Genomic DNA, 14,332 nt, shown 5'->3' on the forward strand with positions numbered 1-14,332 from the left:
GGCGCCGGGTTCGCGTCAAGCCATGGCTGGCGTTTCCGCTGCTGCGCCCCTAAATCCCACCGGACGATGTCGACCCCCAACAGCCCCGACCGGTTTAACGAGGAAAAGGCCGCTTATGCCGTGCGCGGCGCGGAACAGCCCGACCTGGAGGTCGGGGTGGCGGCGATTCGCAACGTCCTGAATACCCTGCCCACGCGGCCCGGCGTCTATCGCATGACCGATGCGCGGGGCGATGTGCTCTATGTCGGCAAGGCGCGGGCGCTGAAACACCGGGTGACCAATTACACCCAGGTCACCCGGCTGTCGAAACGGTTGCAGCGGATGGTCGCGCAGACGCGCGGGATGACGATCGTGACCACGGGCAGCGAGGCCGAGGCGCTGTTGCTGGAGGCGCAGCTGATTAAGCGGTATCGGCCGCCCTACAATGTCCTGTTGCGTGACGACAAAAGCTTCCCCTTCATCCTGATCCGGCAGGATCACGACTTTGCGCGGATCCAGCTGCATCGTGGTGCGCGCCGGGCAAAGGGCGATTATTTCGGGCCGTTCGCGGGTGCGGGTCAGGTGCGCAAGACGCTGAATGCGCTGCAGAAACTGTTCCTGCTGCGATCGTGCACCGACAGTTTCTTCAAGACGCGGGACCGGCCGTGCCTGCTGTATCAGATCCGCCGGTGTTCGGCGCCATGCGTCGGGCGGATCAGCACCGAGGATTATGCGGAGCTGGTTGCCGATTCCAAGGCGTTCCTGACCGGCAAATCGACGCAGGTGCAGGCCAAGCTGGGCCAGCAGATGACGGCGGCGGCGGAAGCGATGGATTTCGAGCTGGCCGCCGTGCTGCGCGACCGGCTGAAGGCGCTGACCTTCATTCAGGGCAGTCAGGCGATCCATGCCGACGGGGTGGGTGACGCCGATGTGTTCGCGCTGGCCGCCAAGCAGGGCGTCATCGGGATCGAGGCGTTTTTCATCCGCGGCGGGCAGAATTGGGGCCATCGCAGCTTTTACCCCACGCACGTCGCCGATGTGCCGGAAGACGAGGTGCTGGCCGCGTTCCTGATGCAATTCTATGAGGAAGTGCCGCCCGCGCGGAACGTGTTCCTGGATCGCGAACTGGCCGATGCGGAATTGCTGGCCGAGGCGCTGTGCGAGCGGGCCGGGCACAAGGTCGCGATCAGCGTGCCGCAGAGGGGCGCGCGCCGCCGCCTGATGGAACAGGCGCAGCGCAATGCGGTGGAGGCGCTCGACCGGCGGCTGGCGGAAAGCACGACCCAGGCAAAGCTGCTGGCCGAAGTGGCGGATCTGTTCGACCTGCCCGCGCCGCCGGACCGGATCGAGGTTTACGACAACAGCCATATTCAGGGCACGAACGCGCTGGGCGCGATGATCGTCGCCGGGCCGGAGGGGTTCCGGAAGGGCGGGTATCGCAAGTTCAACATCAAGCGGAAGGACACCGTGGGCGGCGACGATTTCGCGATGATGCGCGAAGTGCTGACCCGCCGCTTTGCCCGCGCGCAGGAAGAGGACCCGGACCGGGAACGGGGCGAATGGCCCGACCTGGTGCTGGTCGATGGCGGCAAGGGGCAGCTGGGCGTCGCGATGCAGGTGCTGGAGGAGCTGGGCATCGAGGATGTGCCGGTGGTCGGCATCGCCAAGGGGCCGCATCATGGCCGTGAGGGGCGCGAGGTGTTCCACCTGATGGATGGGCGGGAGTTCCAGTTGCCGGTCAACGCGCCGGTGCTGTTCTACCTTCAGCGATTGCGTGACGAGGTGCACCGCTTTGCCATCGGCGCGCATCGGGAGAAGCGCGCGAAGGCGATCGGTGCATCGCCGCTGGACGAGGTGCCTGGCATTGGTCCGGCCCGGAAAAAGGCGCTGTTGATGCATTTCGGCACGGCCAAGGCGGTTCGATCGGCCAGCCTGGACGATCTGAAGCGGACACCCGGTGTCAGCGCGGCGGTGGCCCAGCAGGTTTACGATTTTTATCACCCGAATTGAACGCTTTGCCGCTTGCGGGCGGCGGGATGGGCGCGTTACGCTCCCCTGAACGGGGGGTCGATATTTTGCGACCGCACCGTGGGGGCGGAAATCGGCATGATGTGGGTTCGGGTGTGTGCGTGGCTGGTGATGGCGCTGGCTTGGGTGTCGGCGGCGAGTGCGGGTGAGACGATCCGGTATGAGGCCACACCCACCTGGATCAAAGCTGCCCCTGCATTGAATGCCGCCAAGCTGACCGATGCCGATCCCCCCTTGCAGGTGCGCGACCAGCAGGTCCGGCTGAACGGCGACGAAGCCTGGGTTTACAGCGATCTGGCCACCCGCGCGGCGACGGCGCAGATGCTGGGCGATATTGGCAACCTGCGTCTGGCGTGGAACCCGGATACCGGCGACCTGATCGTCCATTCCGTCGAAATCCTTCGCGGCGGCGAGGTGATCGATGTGCTGAAGGGCGGGCAGAAGTTCGAGGTGCTGCGCCGTGAACAGCGGCTGGAGCAGCGCTGGGTCGACGGGATGCTGACCGCGACCCTGTCGGTTCAGGGGCTGCAGGTCGGCGACGTCCTGCGGATGCGGTTTTCCGAGACGAACAAGGATGGCGCGCTGGGCGGCGGTGTGCAGGCGGCGGTGGCGCTGCCCGCGGAACCGGCAAAGATCGGTTATTCCCGCACCCGCATGATCTGGCCAAAGGATCAGAAGATCGCATGGCAAAGCTATGCCGATGGCTTCACGGCCAAGGCGGTGGCCAATGGCGACTGGAACGAGCTGGAATGGATCGGCACCCTGCCCAAACCGGCCGAACTGCCCGATGACGTGCCAGTGCGCTTTCGCAAGCTGCCGATCCTTGAAGCGACCAGCTTTGCCGACTGGGAGAGCATTTCGCGGACCATGGCCGCGCTCTACAAAACCGATGGCCTGATCGCGGCGAACAGCCCGCTGGCCGGCGAAGTCGCCCGGATCCGCGCCGCCGAAACCGATCCGCTGAAGCGCGCGGCGCTGGCCCTGATCGCGGTACAGGATCAGGTGAGTTACCTGTTCAACGGCATGAATGGCGGCAATTACCGGCCGCAGACCCCGGCCGACACGTGGCGGCTGCGCTATGGCGACTGCAAGGCGAAGACGCTGTTGCTGCTGTCGATGCTGCACGCGCTTGAGATCAAGGCGGAGCCGGTTCTGGTCCACAGCCAGCTTGGCGGCCTGTTGCCCGGCCGTCTGCCAATCCCTGCGGCGTTCGACCATGTGATCGTCCGGGCGGAAATCGGCGGCACGAGCTATTGGCTGGATGGCACGAGCGCGGGCGCGCAGCTGGCCGACATGGCCGATGTGCCGCCATTCCGCTTTGCCTTGCCGCTGCGGCCCGACGGGTCGGCACTGATGCCGATCGATGCCCGCGCGCCGGCCCGGCCCCAGTTTCAGGCGGAGGTCGAGCATGACCTGTCGGCCGGTATCGACGTGCCCGGCACCTATACCGCGTGGATGACGATGCGCGGGCCGCTGGTCGAACAGCTCAAGGCGGCGCAGGCGCAGGGTAATGCCGAAGCCATGGAGCAGATGGCGAATGGCATCAACCGCAGCATCCTGAGCCAAGGCGCGACGATGACCGGTCATCAGATGGCGTTCGACGCCGCGACTGGCACCGCCACCGTGACCATGACCGGCGTGGCCAGCGGTGGCTGGACCCGCGATGGCGAGCGCCGCGTGCTGAATCTCGACAAGACGGTTTCGTCGATTACTTTTTCGCCGGACCGGTCGCGGACTGCTTGGCGCACGCTGCCCGTGTCGACGGGCGATGCCGAACATATGGTGTGGCGCCAGCGGGTGAAATTGCCGGGCAAAGGCCGCGATTTCCGGCTGGACGGCGATGTGGAATTGCCCGCAACGCTGGCCGGGCGCAGCCTGACGCGAAAGGCCGCGATCGGCGATGACGGCTGGCTGGTGATCCAGGACGAGATCAAGTCGACCGGCACGGAAATCGCGGTCGCCGACATCGCGGCCACGCGGCAGGCGATGGCACGGGCCGGCAGCCGCTCGCTCAAGCTGATCGCGCCCGCCGCAACGCCGCCCCAATGGCAGCAGGTTCAGGCCGCCAAGCAGGCCAATGCCTTTGCCCCCGTGCTGGCCGCCTATGCCGCCGCGATCAAGGCAAAGCCCGACAAGCGCGAGCCGCTGACCAATCGCGCGGATTTCTATGCCACGCTGTTGGACTGGAAGGCCGTGATGGCCGACCTGAATAGTGCTATCGCTATCGAAACCGACGCCGACCTGTTGCTGTGGCGCGCGCGCGTCCATCAACTGATGAAGGATGACAAGAAGGCGCTTGCCGACATTCAGGCCGCGCGCGCCATCGATCCGGGGTCATTTGGTGCAGTGAGCGCGCTGACCATGCTACAGATGCGAATCGGGCAGGGCGATGCCGCGCTCGAACTGCTAGACGAACGCATTGCCGAGGGCGGCGAGGATAAATCCAGTTACCTGTCGCACAAGGCCGATGTGCTGGCGGAAATGGGCGAGATGGACCTGGCGCTGGCCGCGATGGACGAGGCGCTTGCCGCATCGCCAGGCGACCCGGACCTGCTGAACAACCGGTGCTGGCTGAAGGGGACGCGCAACGTCGCCCTGGACACCGCGCTGAAGGATTGCACCAAATCGATCGAGCTGAGCGATGATCCGGCGTCCGCGCTGGACAGCCGGGCGATGGTGTATTTCCGGATGGACCGGATGGACGATGCGCTGGCCGATCTGAAGGCCGCGATGGACCTGGCCCCCTATATGCCGGGCAGCCTGTACCTGCGCGGCATCATCCAGCGGCGTCAGGGCAAGGCGGCAGAGGGCGATGCGGATCTGGCCGCCGCCCGGATGCTGTCGCCGCGCATCGACGAGGATTATGTGCGGTACGGCATCAAGCCGTAACCAGCGGGCCATCGCAGAACCACGAAACCGGTTCGCCCGCCGATCTTGGCACATTCTTTACCCCCTTTCGGGTAGGGCGGGGGCATGGCAACCGATGTTTTTCTGACCATCGATACGGAGCTTTCCTGGCGGCAGCACCGGGCGGGACACGACCTGCCCGCGATTGTTGCCCGTTCGCTGGAACCGGCGGGGGTCGGGATCGCCCATCAGCTCCGCTGCCTGAACGATCATGGCCTGAAGGCGTGTTTCTTTATCGACCCCATGCCGGCCATTCCGTTCGGGCTGGATCCGATCCGCCGCGTGGTGGATGCGGTGCTGACGGCGGGGCAGGAGGTGCAGCTGCACCTGCACCCCGGATGGACCCGCGCGGTACCGGGCGATGGCGGCGCGTCGCACGCACCGTTCAACCTCATCGATTATGCCGAGACGGAACAGGCGCAGTTGCTGGGCGGGGCGATCGACCTGATCATGGCGGCGGGCGCGCCGCGCCCGGTGGCGTTCCGGGCGGGCAGCTATGCCGCGAACGATGCAACGCTGCGTGCCCTGGCCAGCCACGGCATCCGCTATGACAGCAGCCATAATGGTGCCGCTGCGCCCGCGCCCAGTGCCATCGACCTGCCGCCGACCCGGATATCCCCGATCGAGCATCAGGGCGTGATCGAAGTGCCGGTGACGGTCATCGAGGACGCGCCGGGGCATTTGCGACATTTCCAGATCTGTGCGCTGTCGGCCGGGGAAATGCGCGCGGCAATCGGCCATGCGCTGCACGCCGGGCATCAGGCGATCACGATCGTCGGCCATAGTTTCGAACTGGCCAACCGGGCGGGGACCCGCGCCAACGGGGTGCATGTGCGCCGGTTCGACGCGCTGCTGACCATGCTGGCTGACCTGCGCGAAATGCTGCCCACCCGTCATTTCGCCGAGCTGCCCGAATGGCGGCTGGATGCCGAGGACCGGCCGCTTGGCCCCGATCCGCTGCGCACCGCATGGCGGCAGGCGGAACAGCTCTGGTCCAACTGGGTGGAGGAGCGCGCGGCGTGAAGGCGGTTGCCATCCAGTCGGGTGTGCCGCTGATCGCGCCGTCGCCGCCCTGGCCAGTGCATTTTCAGGTCGGTGCGCGCACGATCCTGACCGTCAGGCGGCGGCTGTCGCGGGTGCCGCTGGGTCTGGACGCGGTGCTGGCCGATGCCGCGCCCGTCCTGCCGCCGTTGCTGCCGGGCGAGCATGGCTACCTTGTCACATCACTGCCGGTGCAGCATGTCGCCGCCCTGACATCGGCGGGCGCCGGTCTGCTGGTTTGCGAACGGCAACGCTACACCCGGTTTCACACTGACCTGTCGATCGGGTTCGACGCCTGGTTCGCCGCCCTGTCCGGCAACACGCGGTCGGGACTGAAGCGCAAGGAAAAGAAGCTGGCGTCGGCGGGCAGGGTGCGGATCGAACGGTATCGCAGCCCGGCCGAGGTCGCCGCCTTTCACCCGCTGGCGCGGCAGGTGGCGGCGCGCACCTATCAGGAACGATTGCTGGACGCGGCATTGCCCGCCGACGACGGGTATCAGGCGGAAATGCTGGCCCTGGCGGCGGCGGGGCGGGCGCGGGGATGGATCCTGTCCATCGACGACCGCCCGGTCGCCTATCTGTGGTGCCCGGTCAGCGACGGCATCGTCCGGTACGAACATGTCGGCCATGATCCCGCGTGGAACGACTGGTCGCCGGGCAGCGTGCTGCATCTGACGGCGATGCGCGACCTGTTTGCCGAAGGGACGCTGGCCCAGTTCGATTTCACCGAAGGGGAGGGGCAGCACAAGCGTCAGCTGGCAACCGGTGGCGTTGCCTGTGCCGACCTGTTGCTGTTGCGGCCGGGCCTGTCCAATCGGGCGCTGATCGGCGCGCTGTCCGCCTTTGACGGCGGAGTGGCGTTTGCCAAGCGCGCGCTGGGCAGCGACTGGGCACGGCGGCTGCGGCGTTGACCCCCCGCCCCTGATCGGGGAGGACGAGGGCCGATGCACCTGATCGCGCCTGCCACCATCCTGTCGGTTCGCCTGCATGGCGAGCATGGCGCGATCGTGCGCGGGCTGACCGAGGCGGCGGGCGTCGTTGCGGGCTATGTGCGCGGCGGTCATTCGCGCCGGCTGCGCCCGATCCTTCAGCCGGGAAACCGCATCGCGGGCGAATGGCGCGCGCGGACGGAGGATCAGTTGCCCGGCATGACGGCCGAGCTGATCCACAGCCGGGCGCCCCTGTTTGCCGAGCCGCTGCCCGCCGCCGCCATCGACTGGGCCACGGCACTGACCGCCGCGACCCTGCCGGAGGGGCAGCCCTATCCCCGGCTGCATGCGACGCTGGAGGCGCTGCTGACCGCGATTGAAGCTGCGCCCGCCGCGCGCGACTGGGCGGCGGCGCTGGTCCGGTACGAACTGCTGGTGCTGAGGGAGCTGGGCTTTGGCCTTGACCTTCGTCAGTGCGTCGCCACCGGCGCGACCGAGGAACTGACCCATGTCAGCCCCAAAAGCGGCGGTGCGGTGAGCGCGCCGGCGGCACAGGGACTGACGGACCGCCTGTTGCGACTGCCCCGGTTTCTGCTGGATGGCAGTGCGGCCGATTGGCCGGACATTCTGGACGGCCTGCGCCTGACCGGCCATTTCATCGCCCGCGACCTGATGATCGGCCGGGGGCAGGATGCGATCGCGGCGCGGGACCGGCTCGTCGATCGGATCAAGCGCGCGGTTGCGTGACCGCAGAGCCGCCGCTAGTCGGCAGGCCGCAAGATTGCTCAGGATATCGGGGATTGTTCGGATGACGTTGATCGCAGTGCTGCCGGGCGACGGCATCGGGCCGGAAGTGACGGCAGAGGCGGTCCGCGTGCTGACCGCGCTCGATCTGGGCCTGACGTTCGAGGAAGCGCCGGTGGGCGGCGCGGGTTACGATGCCGATGGCCATCCGCTCCCGTCCGCGACGCTGGACCTGGCCCGCCGGGCCGATGCGGTCCTGTTCGGTGCGGTCGGGGACACGCGGTATGACGGGCTGGAGCGGCGGCTGCGCCCGGAACAGGCGATCCTGGGCCTGCGTGCCGCACTCGGCCTGTTCGCCAATCTGCGCCCGGCCCGGCTGTTCAAGGGGCTGGAGGACGCGTCCACCCTGAAGCGCGAGGTGGCCGAACGGATCGACATGGTCATCATCCGCGAGCTGAACGGTGATGTCTATTTCGGTGAAAAGGGGATCCGCCCCACCGCCGACGGCCGGCGTCAGGGATATGACGTTATGGCCTATGCCGAGGATGAGGTGCGCCGGATCGCCCATGTCGGCTTTCGCACCGCGCAGGGCCGCAAGGGGCGGTTGTGTTCGGTCGACAAGGCCAATGTGCTGGAAACCAGCCAGTTGTGGCGCGATGTGGTGATCGAGGTGGCGGCCGAATATCCCGACGTCGCGTTGAGCCATATGTATGTCGACAACGCCGCGATGCAGCTGGTCCGCGATCCGGGCCAGTTCGACGTGATCCTGACCGGCAACCTGTTCGGCGACATCCTGTCGGATCAGGCGTCGATGTGCGCCGGGTCGATCGGGATGCTGCCCAGCGCCGCGCTGAACGATGGCGGCAAGGGGCTGTACGAACCGATCCATGGTTCCGCGCCGGATATTGCCGGGCAGGGCCGGGCCAATCCGTGCGCGACGATCCTGTCCGCCGCGATGATGCTGCGCCATTCGCTGAACCGGCCCGAAGCGGCCGACCGGATCGAGGCGGCGGTGGCCACGGCGATTGCCGGGGGCGCCCGCACGGCGGACCTGGGCGGAACGCTGTCCACCCGCGCCATGGCCGATGCGGTGCTGGCCGCGCTCTGATCCCGATGCCTGATGCCCTTCACCTCGCCATCGTTGTTCCCGTCTTTAACGAGGCGAAGAATGTCCCGCGCCTGATCGAACGGCTGGATGCCGTGCTGGGCGAAAGCGGGTGGGAAGTCATTTTCGTCGATGATGACAGCCCCGACGGAACGGGCGATGCCGCCCGCGCCATGGCCCGGCGCGACCCGCGGGTGCGCGTGATCCAGCGGATCGGGCGGCGCGGCCTGTCCACCGCCTGTATCGAGGGGATGTGCGCGACCGCTGCGCCCATTGTCGCGGTGATGGACGGCGATCTGCAGCATGACGAAACGCTGTTGCCGCGCATGTTCGAGCTGTTGTTCGATCAGCCGGACCTGGACCTCGTTATCGGTTCCCGCTTTGTCGAAGGCGGCGGGACGGGCGAATGGGACCGGGATCGCGTCGCCAAATCCGCCCTTGCCACCCGGCTGGCGCAACACGTGATCAAGGCGGACCTGTCCGATCCGATGAGCGGGTTTTTCATGATCCGCACGGCCATCGTCCGTCAGCTTGTGCCCAGCCTGTCGGGGATCGGGTTCAAGATCCTGCTGGACGTGATGACGGCCAGCCCCCGCCCGCTGAAGTTTCGCGAAATGCCCTATGTCTTTCGCACGCGGGATGCGGGGGAAAGCAAGCTCGATCATGTCGTGGCGCTGGAATATCTGATCGCGCTGTATGACCGGATGTTCGGCCGCTGGGTGCCGGTGCGCTTTGTCCTCTTCGCGGGCGTCGGCGCGATGGGCGCGCTGGTCCACCTGACCATCCTGTGGCTGCTGTATCAGGCGCTGGGGGCGGATTTTCTGGCGGCGCAGATCGGTGCGACGCTGGTGGCGATGACGTTCAACTTTTTCCTGAACAATCTGCTCACCTATCGCGACCGGCGGCTTCGCGGCACGCGGCAACTGATCGACGGCTGGGTCAGCTTTTGCGTGATCTGTTCGGTGGGGGCGATTGCGAATGTCGGGGTGGCGGCGTTCCTGCACGGCGCGCAGCAGGGCGCCTGGGCGGTGCCCGCGCTGGCCGGGGTGGCTGTGGGCGCGGTGTGGAACTTTGCCCTGTCCTCGCGCTTCACCTGGGGTCGGTACGGGCGGCGCGCGGCGGGTTGACGCCAGCTGGCCGGTGATATTCAGCGGTTGACCCCTCAGCATTGCTCGCCACCCGCCCGGTGCCATAGCGGCGCGGATGGCCATGGGAACGCGCAACGCGCTTGACCTTGGCCCCCGCCGCCCGGCAAAGCGGATGCCATGAAGCGTTATACCGGCCAGGACCGATCCATTACCCAGAACTGGCGCCCGGCGACACAGGCGGTGCGCGGCGGCACGGCCCGTTCCGAATTTGGCGAGACGTCGGAGGCGCTGTTCCTGACCTCCGGCTATGCCTATGACCGGGCAGAGGATGCCGCGGCACGCTTTGCCGGCGAACAGGCGGGCATGACCTATTCACGGTTGCAGAACCCGACGGTCGAAATGCTGGAACAGCGCATCGCCCTCTTGGAAGGTGCAGAGGCGTGCCGCGCGACCGCCAGCGGCATGGCGGCGATGACCGCATCCTTGCTGTGCCAGTTGCAGGCGGGCGATCATGTTGTCGCCGGCCGCGCGCTGTTCGGGTCGTGCCGCTGGCTGACCGACACGCTGCTGCCCAAGTTCGGCATTCAGACCACGATCGTTGATGCCCGCGATCCGCAGCAATTTGCCGACGCGACCCGGCCGAATACCAAGGTCTATTTCTTTGAAACCCCCGCCAATCCCACGATGGACATCGTCGATCTGCGCGCGGTGTGCGGCATGGCGCGCGAACGCGGCATTACCAGTGTCGTCGACAATGCCTTTGCCACGCCTGCATTGCAGCGGCCGATGGCATTCGGCGCGGATGTCGTCGCCTATTCCGCGACCAAGATGATGGACGGGCAGGGGCGCGTTCTGGCCGGAGCGGTTTGCGGGAGCGAGGATTTCATCCTGAACACGCTGCTGCCGTTCACGCGCAACACTGGCCCCACCCTGTCGGCGTTCAACGCCTGGGTGGTGCTGAAGGGGCTGGAGACGCTGGACCTGCGGATCCGCCGCCAGTCGGAAAATGCGCTTGCCGTCGGCCGTTTCCTGGAAGGACGGGTGCCGCGCATCAATCATCCCGGCCTGCCCAGCCACCCGCAGCACAGTCTGGCGATGAGCCAGATGGACATGGCCGGATGCATCTTCAGCTTCGAGGTGGATGGCGGCCGTGCCCAGGCGCACAGCCTGCTCAACGCGCTCGCCCTGATCGACATTTCGAACAATATCGGCGATTCCCGATCGCTGATGACGCACCCTGCATCCACCACCCATTCAAGCGTGGCCGAGGAAAAGCGGCTGGAAATGGGGATTACGGAGGGGACCCTGCGCCTGAATGTGGGCCTTGAGGATCCCGCCGACCTGATCGATGATCTGGATCAGGCATTGCGGGCGGCGGGATTGTGAAATCGCTGTTCAACCAGTCGGCGGAGACGAATGGGGTCATCGTCCGGGTGGCGGTCAGCTTTCTGCCCGAACAGTCGGAGCCGGATCGCGGCCGCTGGTTCTGGGCCTATCACATCCGCATCGAGAATGAGGGCAAGCACGCGGTGCAGCTGCTCACGCGGCGCTGGGTCATCACGGATGGACGCGGGATGCGCCACATGGTCGAGGGCGAGGGCGTGGTGGGCGAACAGCCGCTGATCGAACCGGGCGCCAGTTTCGATTATGTCTCCGGCTGTCCGCTGACGACGCCGACCGGGCATATGCAGGGCAGTTACCAGATGCTGTCCGCGGGTGGGGACGAGTTCGATGCGGAGATCCCAAAATTCGCCCTGATCGCACCAGCAGTGACGGGGTGAGGCCGTGAAGCGGACGCATCTGCCCCTGAATGGCCTGCGCGTGCTGGATGCTGCCGCGCGCCACCTGTCCTTTACCCGCGCGGCGGACGAGCTTGCGGTGACGCCCGCCGCTGTTGGCCAGCAGATTCGCGCGCTTGAGGATACGCTGGGCGTTGTCCTGTTCCGCCGCACTGCCAAGGGGCTTGAGCTGACGCCGGAGGGTGCGGCGGGGCTGGAGGCGCTGCGCATGGGCTTTCTTCAGTTTGAAGAGGCAGTGCGCGCCATGCAGGCGGGGCAGTCGTCCAAATCGCTGACCATCGCTGCGCCGCGCGACCTGGCTGAAAAATGGCTGCTGCCCCGATTGTCGGAAATCGCTGCGGCCGATCCGGACCTTCGCTTTCACCTGGTCACTGCGGCCGATGCCATCGAATTTACCGAGGCCAATCTCGACCTGGCCGTGCGCTGGGGTGAGGGGCCGGGCGAGCATGAGGGCGAGGCGCTGGAATCCGACGGCATGGTGACGGTCGAGCGGCCCGGCGGCGGTGCGGACACCCGCATTTCCTGGCCCGGATGCCTGAACGAGGAAAGCGTCTCGCGCATCCTGGTCGGCGATGCGGGACTGGCGGTGGACGCGGCGGCAGCGGGCATGGGGCGCACGACCGTGCCGGAAATCATCGCCCGCGCCGATCTGGCTGCGGGCCGCGTGGTGCAGACGAGCGATCCCAAACCCTATCGCATGGGCTATTGGCTGGTTGCGCCATTGCCGCAATGGCGGCAGGCCAAGGTGCGCGCGCTGGTCGATGCACTGGCGCAATAAGGATCGTTTGATTGACTGATTTTCCGACGCTCGAAAGCGAGCGGCTGACCCTGCGCAAACTGGCGATCGAGGATGCCGATGCGCTGCTGCCGGCCTTTTCCGACGATGCGCAGATGCGCTGGTGGTCGCACGCCCCGATCCGCGAGGCAGCGGCGCTGCGCGAACATCTGGCACCGCGGATCGACAATGACGGCTGGCGCGCCTTTGCCATCGTGCTGAAGGGCGAGGCGCGGGTGATCGGCATGGTTTCGGTCGGCGAACGGCGGCAGGGGGGTGTCGGCGAAATCGGCTACATGATCCTGCCCGGACTGGTCGGTCGCGGGCTGGCGCGTGAGGCTGTGGCCCGGTTTCTGGACCACCTGTTCTTTACCGAAGGCAAGCGGCGGGTGTTCGCCGATACCGATCCCGACAATCTGCCGTCACGTAGGCTGCTGGAACATTTGGGCTTCAAGCTGGAAGGCGTGCTGCGCGAGGAATGGGAAACCCATATCGGTGTGCGCGACACGACGCTGTACGGGCTGTTGCGGCGCGAATGGGCGGCGCGACGGGGCGATATCTCTGCCTGAGCCCGGTTCCGGTATTCGGCCGGGCGATCAGGGCTGAACCGGGCGACTGATCAGCGTCAGGGCACGGTTCATGATCGCTGCGAAGCGTGCCTCGCTCACTTCTCCGCCGGGATTGTGCCATTGCCCGGTGACCGCGAACCATTGCCTCGATTTCGTCCGCACCAGATAATTGAGACTGAGGACGCCGGGTTCCGATCCGCCCTTGAACCCCACCCATTCGAACCGGTCGGCGACGCCGGTGCCGGGATTGACGGCCAGGATCGCCATGGCCTCCGGCCCGCCGTTGCGGCGAAGCCAGTCGAGCGTGCGCGCCATGTCGGCGGGGCTGGCAAACCATTCGATATCGGTCCTGAGTGGTCCCTGGCTGAACATCGATGCGGTTACCGGCGCGGTCTTCAGTGCGGCTGACTGTTCTGCCATCAGGTTGCGCCGCGCATCGGGCGTCATCTTGGCCCAGTCGGCGGGCACCAGCCCCTGTTTTGCCAGCGCCTTCAGCCGGAACGCCTCCAGCGTGGTGAGGACGGGCAAGGTCCGGTCGCTGTCCCGTACACCCGCCAGCACGGGGATGGCATCGACCTGTGCCCGGCCAAGCGCAGCCATCAGCGTGTCGGTGGCGGTATTGTCGCTGATCGAAATCATCTGCACCGCCAGCGTGTGCAGCGTCAATGGCGACCCCGGCGGCCAGCTCTGCGTCACGCCGCTTGGCAGGGACCGTTCGCCAAGAGGCAGGACATCGTTCCAGCGTCGCTTGCCCTCCGCGACCTGCCGCGCCGCCTCGGCCAGCACCCACAGCTTGAAGGCGGAACCGATCGGTCCCGCGCGGTCGCCCGCCTGATCGATCACGGGTGGAAGGGAGGCGTCGTCCAGTCGCTGGACGAAAAGGCCGGCAGCACCCGGCAGGCCGGCGACATCCGCCGCGATCCGGACGGCCGTGTCGCCGCGTGGCTCGGTATTGACGATCAGCAGGCCCGCGATCCGGCCCTGCCCGTCCGGTTCGATGGCAATGCGGATCGTGGCAATGCCGCGCTCGAACCCGTACCGCAGGGTGGCACCGTGCGGGCCCGCCGCCGTCTGTTCCTCGACCCCGACCGGTGCGCCGATTGCCGCCACCACCTGGGCCGCCAGCGCCCGCCATCGCGCCTCCGGCACCTGTCGCCGGAACTGTTCGGTAAAGCTGGCGTCGAAATCCCCGCCGTTGGCAAAGAATGATTTCAGCGACCCGATCCGCGATTGCAGCCGTGCATCCGGCGCCGCTTCCGTTTCCTGAACGATCGGGGCCGCGCGCACACCGGTGGCCGGGCCAACGACGATGCAGGCGGACAGGAGGAACAGGACCAGCGTTCGGCCGGCCCAAAGCATGCCATTTGC

General features: G+C 66.9%; 12 protein-coding genes. 11 read left to right on the forward strand and 1 reads right to left on the reverse strand.

Annotated elements, in window-relative coordinates; all coding sequences use genetic code 11:
• Positions 1-66: 66 nt before the first annotated feature.
• The 11 genes from uvrC to NYR55_RS12000 all read left to right on the forward strand — a co-directional run bounded on the left by uvrC (position 67) and on the right by NYR55_RS12000 (position 12,964).
• Positions 67-1,989 (forward strand): excinuclease ABC subunit UvrC, encoded by a 1,923-nt coding sequence (uvrC, locus tag NYR55_RS11950; RefSeq protein ID WP_260021713.1) that lies wholly within the window; start codon positions 67-69, stop codon positions 1,987-1,989.
• A 96-nt stretch (positions 1,990-2,085) separates the two neighbouring features.
• The gene (locus tag NYR55_RS11955; RefSeq protein WP_260021715.1) at positions 2,086-4,896 is read left to right on the forward strand and encodes a DUF3857 domain-containing protein; all 2,811 of its coding nucleotides are present in this window, start codon (positions 2,086-2,088) and stop codon (positions 4,894-4,896) included.
• Positions 4,897-4,980: 84 nt separating this feature from the next.
• Positions 4,981-5,937 (forward strand): polysaccharide deacetylase, encoded by a 957-nt coding sequence (locus NYR55_RS11960; protein WP_260021716.1) that lies wholly within the window; start codon positions 4,981-4,983, stop codon positions 5,935-5,937.
• Complete coding sequence (locus NYR55_RS11965; RefSeq protein WP_260021717.1) at positions 5,934-6,866, forward strand: GNAT family N-acetyltransferase; 933 nt, start codon at positions 5,934-5,936, stop codon at positions 6,864-6,866. The genes NYR55_RS11960 and NYR55_RS11965 overlap by 4 nt, the downstream gene beginning before the upstream one ends.
• A gap of 33 nt (positions 6,867-6,899) precedes the next feature.
• A complete protein-coding gene (gene recO, locus NYR55_RS11970; RefSeq protein ID WP_260021718.1) occupies positions 6,900-7,631 on the forward strand; it encodes a DNA repair protein RecO in 732 nt (243 codons plus the stop codon).
• Between the two features lie 61 nt (positions 7,632-7,692).
• Positions 7,693-8,736, forward strand: coding sequence for a 3-isopropylmalate dehydrogenase (gene leuB / locus NYR55_RS11975; protein ID WP_260021719.1), 1,044 nt, complete (start codon positions 7,693-7,695; stop codon positions 8,734-8,736).
• Between the two features lie 5 nt (positions 8,737-8,741).
• Positions 8,742-9,860: a glycosyltransferase family 2 protein gene (locus NYR55_RS11980; protein WP_260021720.1), complete on the forward strand. Its 1,119-nt coding sequence runs from the start codon at positions 8,742-8,744 to the stop codon at positions 9,858-9,860.
• A 138-nt stretch (positions 9,861-9,998) separates the two neighbouring features.
• Complete coding sequence (locus NYR55_RS11985) at positions 9,999-11,207, forward strand: PLP-dependent transferase (protein WP_260021721.1); 1,209 nt, start codon at positions 9,999-10,001, stop codon at positions 11,205-11,207.
• The gene (gene apaG / locus NYR55_RS11990; protein ID WP_260021722.1) at positions 11,204-11,602 is read left to right on the forward strand and encodes a Co2+/Mg2+ efflux protein ApaG; all 399 of its coding nucleotides are present in this window, start codon (positions 11,204-11,206) and stop codon (positions 11,600-11,602) included. Before NYR55_RS11985 ends, apaG begins: the two co-directional genes overlap by 4 nt.
• Before the next feature lie 4 nt (positions 11,603-11,606).
• Entirely contained in the window at positions 11,607-12,398 is a 792-nt protein-coding gene (locus tag NYR55_RS11995; RefSeq protein ID WP_260021723.1) for a LysR family transcriptional regulator, read from the forward strand.
• An 11-nt stretch (positions 12,399-12,409) separates the two neighbouring features.
• Positions 12,410-12,964 carry a GNAT family protein gene (locus NYR55_RS12000; protein ID WP_260021724.1) on the forward strand — a complete coding sequence of 185 codons (555 nt, stop codon included), beginning with the start codon at positions 12,410-12,412 and terminating at the stop codon, positions 12,962-12,964.
• A gap of 27 nt (positions 12,965-12,991) precedes the next feature.
• Here NYR55_RS12000 and NYR55_RS12005 read toward each other — a convergent pair whose 3' ends face one another.
• Positions 12,992-14,323 (reverse strand): serine hydrolase, encoded by a 1,332-nt coding sequence (locus NYR55_RS12005; protein WP_260021726.1) that lies wholly within the window; start codon positions 14,321-14,323, stop codon positions 12,992-12,994.
• Positions 14,324-14,332 lie beyond the last annotated feature (9 nt).

Source organism: Sphingomonas sp. BGYR3 (genome assembly GCF_025153455.1).
Classification (GTDB): domain Bacteria; phylum Pseudomonadota; class Alphaproteobacteria; order Sphingomonadales; family Sphingomonadaceae; genus Sphingomonas.

What these genes read in the sequence shown, in the direction of transcription:
- uvrC (WP_260021713.1), top strand. Translation starts at nt 67, where the DNA reads ATGTCGACCCCCAACAGCCCCGACCGGTTTAACGAGGAAAAGGCCGCT.
- NYR55_RS11955 (WP_260021715.1), top strand. Translation starts at nt 2,086, where the DNA reads ATGATGTGGGTTCGGGTGTGTGCGTGGCTGGTGATGGCGCTGGCTTGG.
- NYR55_RS11960 (WP_260021716.1), top strand. Translation starts at nt 4,981, where the DNA reads ATGGCAACCGATGTTTTTCTGACCATCGATACGGAGCTTTCCTGGCGG.
- recO (WP_260021718.1), top strand. Translation starts at nt 6,900, where the DNA reads ATGCACCTGATCGCGCCTGCCACCATCCTGTCGGTTCGCCTGCATGGC.
- leuB (WP_260021719.1), top strand. Translation starts at nt 7,693, where the DNA reads ATGACGTTGATCGCAGTGCTGCCGGGCGACGGCATCGGGCCGGAAGTG.
- NYR55_RS11980 (WP_260021720.1), top strand. Translation starts at nt 8,742, where the DNA reads ATGCCTGATGCCCTTCACCTCGCCATCGTTGTTCCCGTCTTTAACGAG.
- NYR55_RS11985 (WP_260021721.1), top strand. Translation starts at nt 9,999, where the DNA reads ATGAAGCGTTATACCGGCCAGGACCGATCCATTACCCAGAACTGGCGC.
- NYR55_RS12005 (WP_260021726.1), bottom strand. Translation starts at nt 14,323, where the DNA reads ATGCTTTGGGCCGGCCGAACGCTGGTCCTGTTCCTCCTGTCCGCCTGC.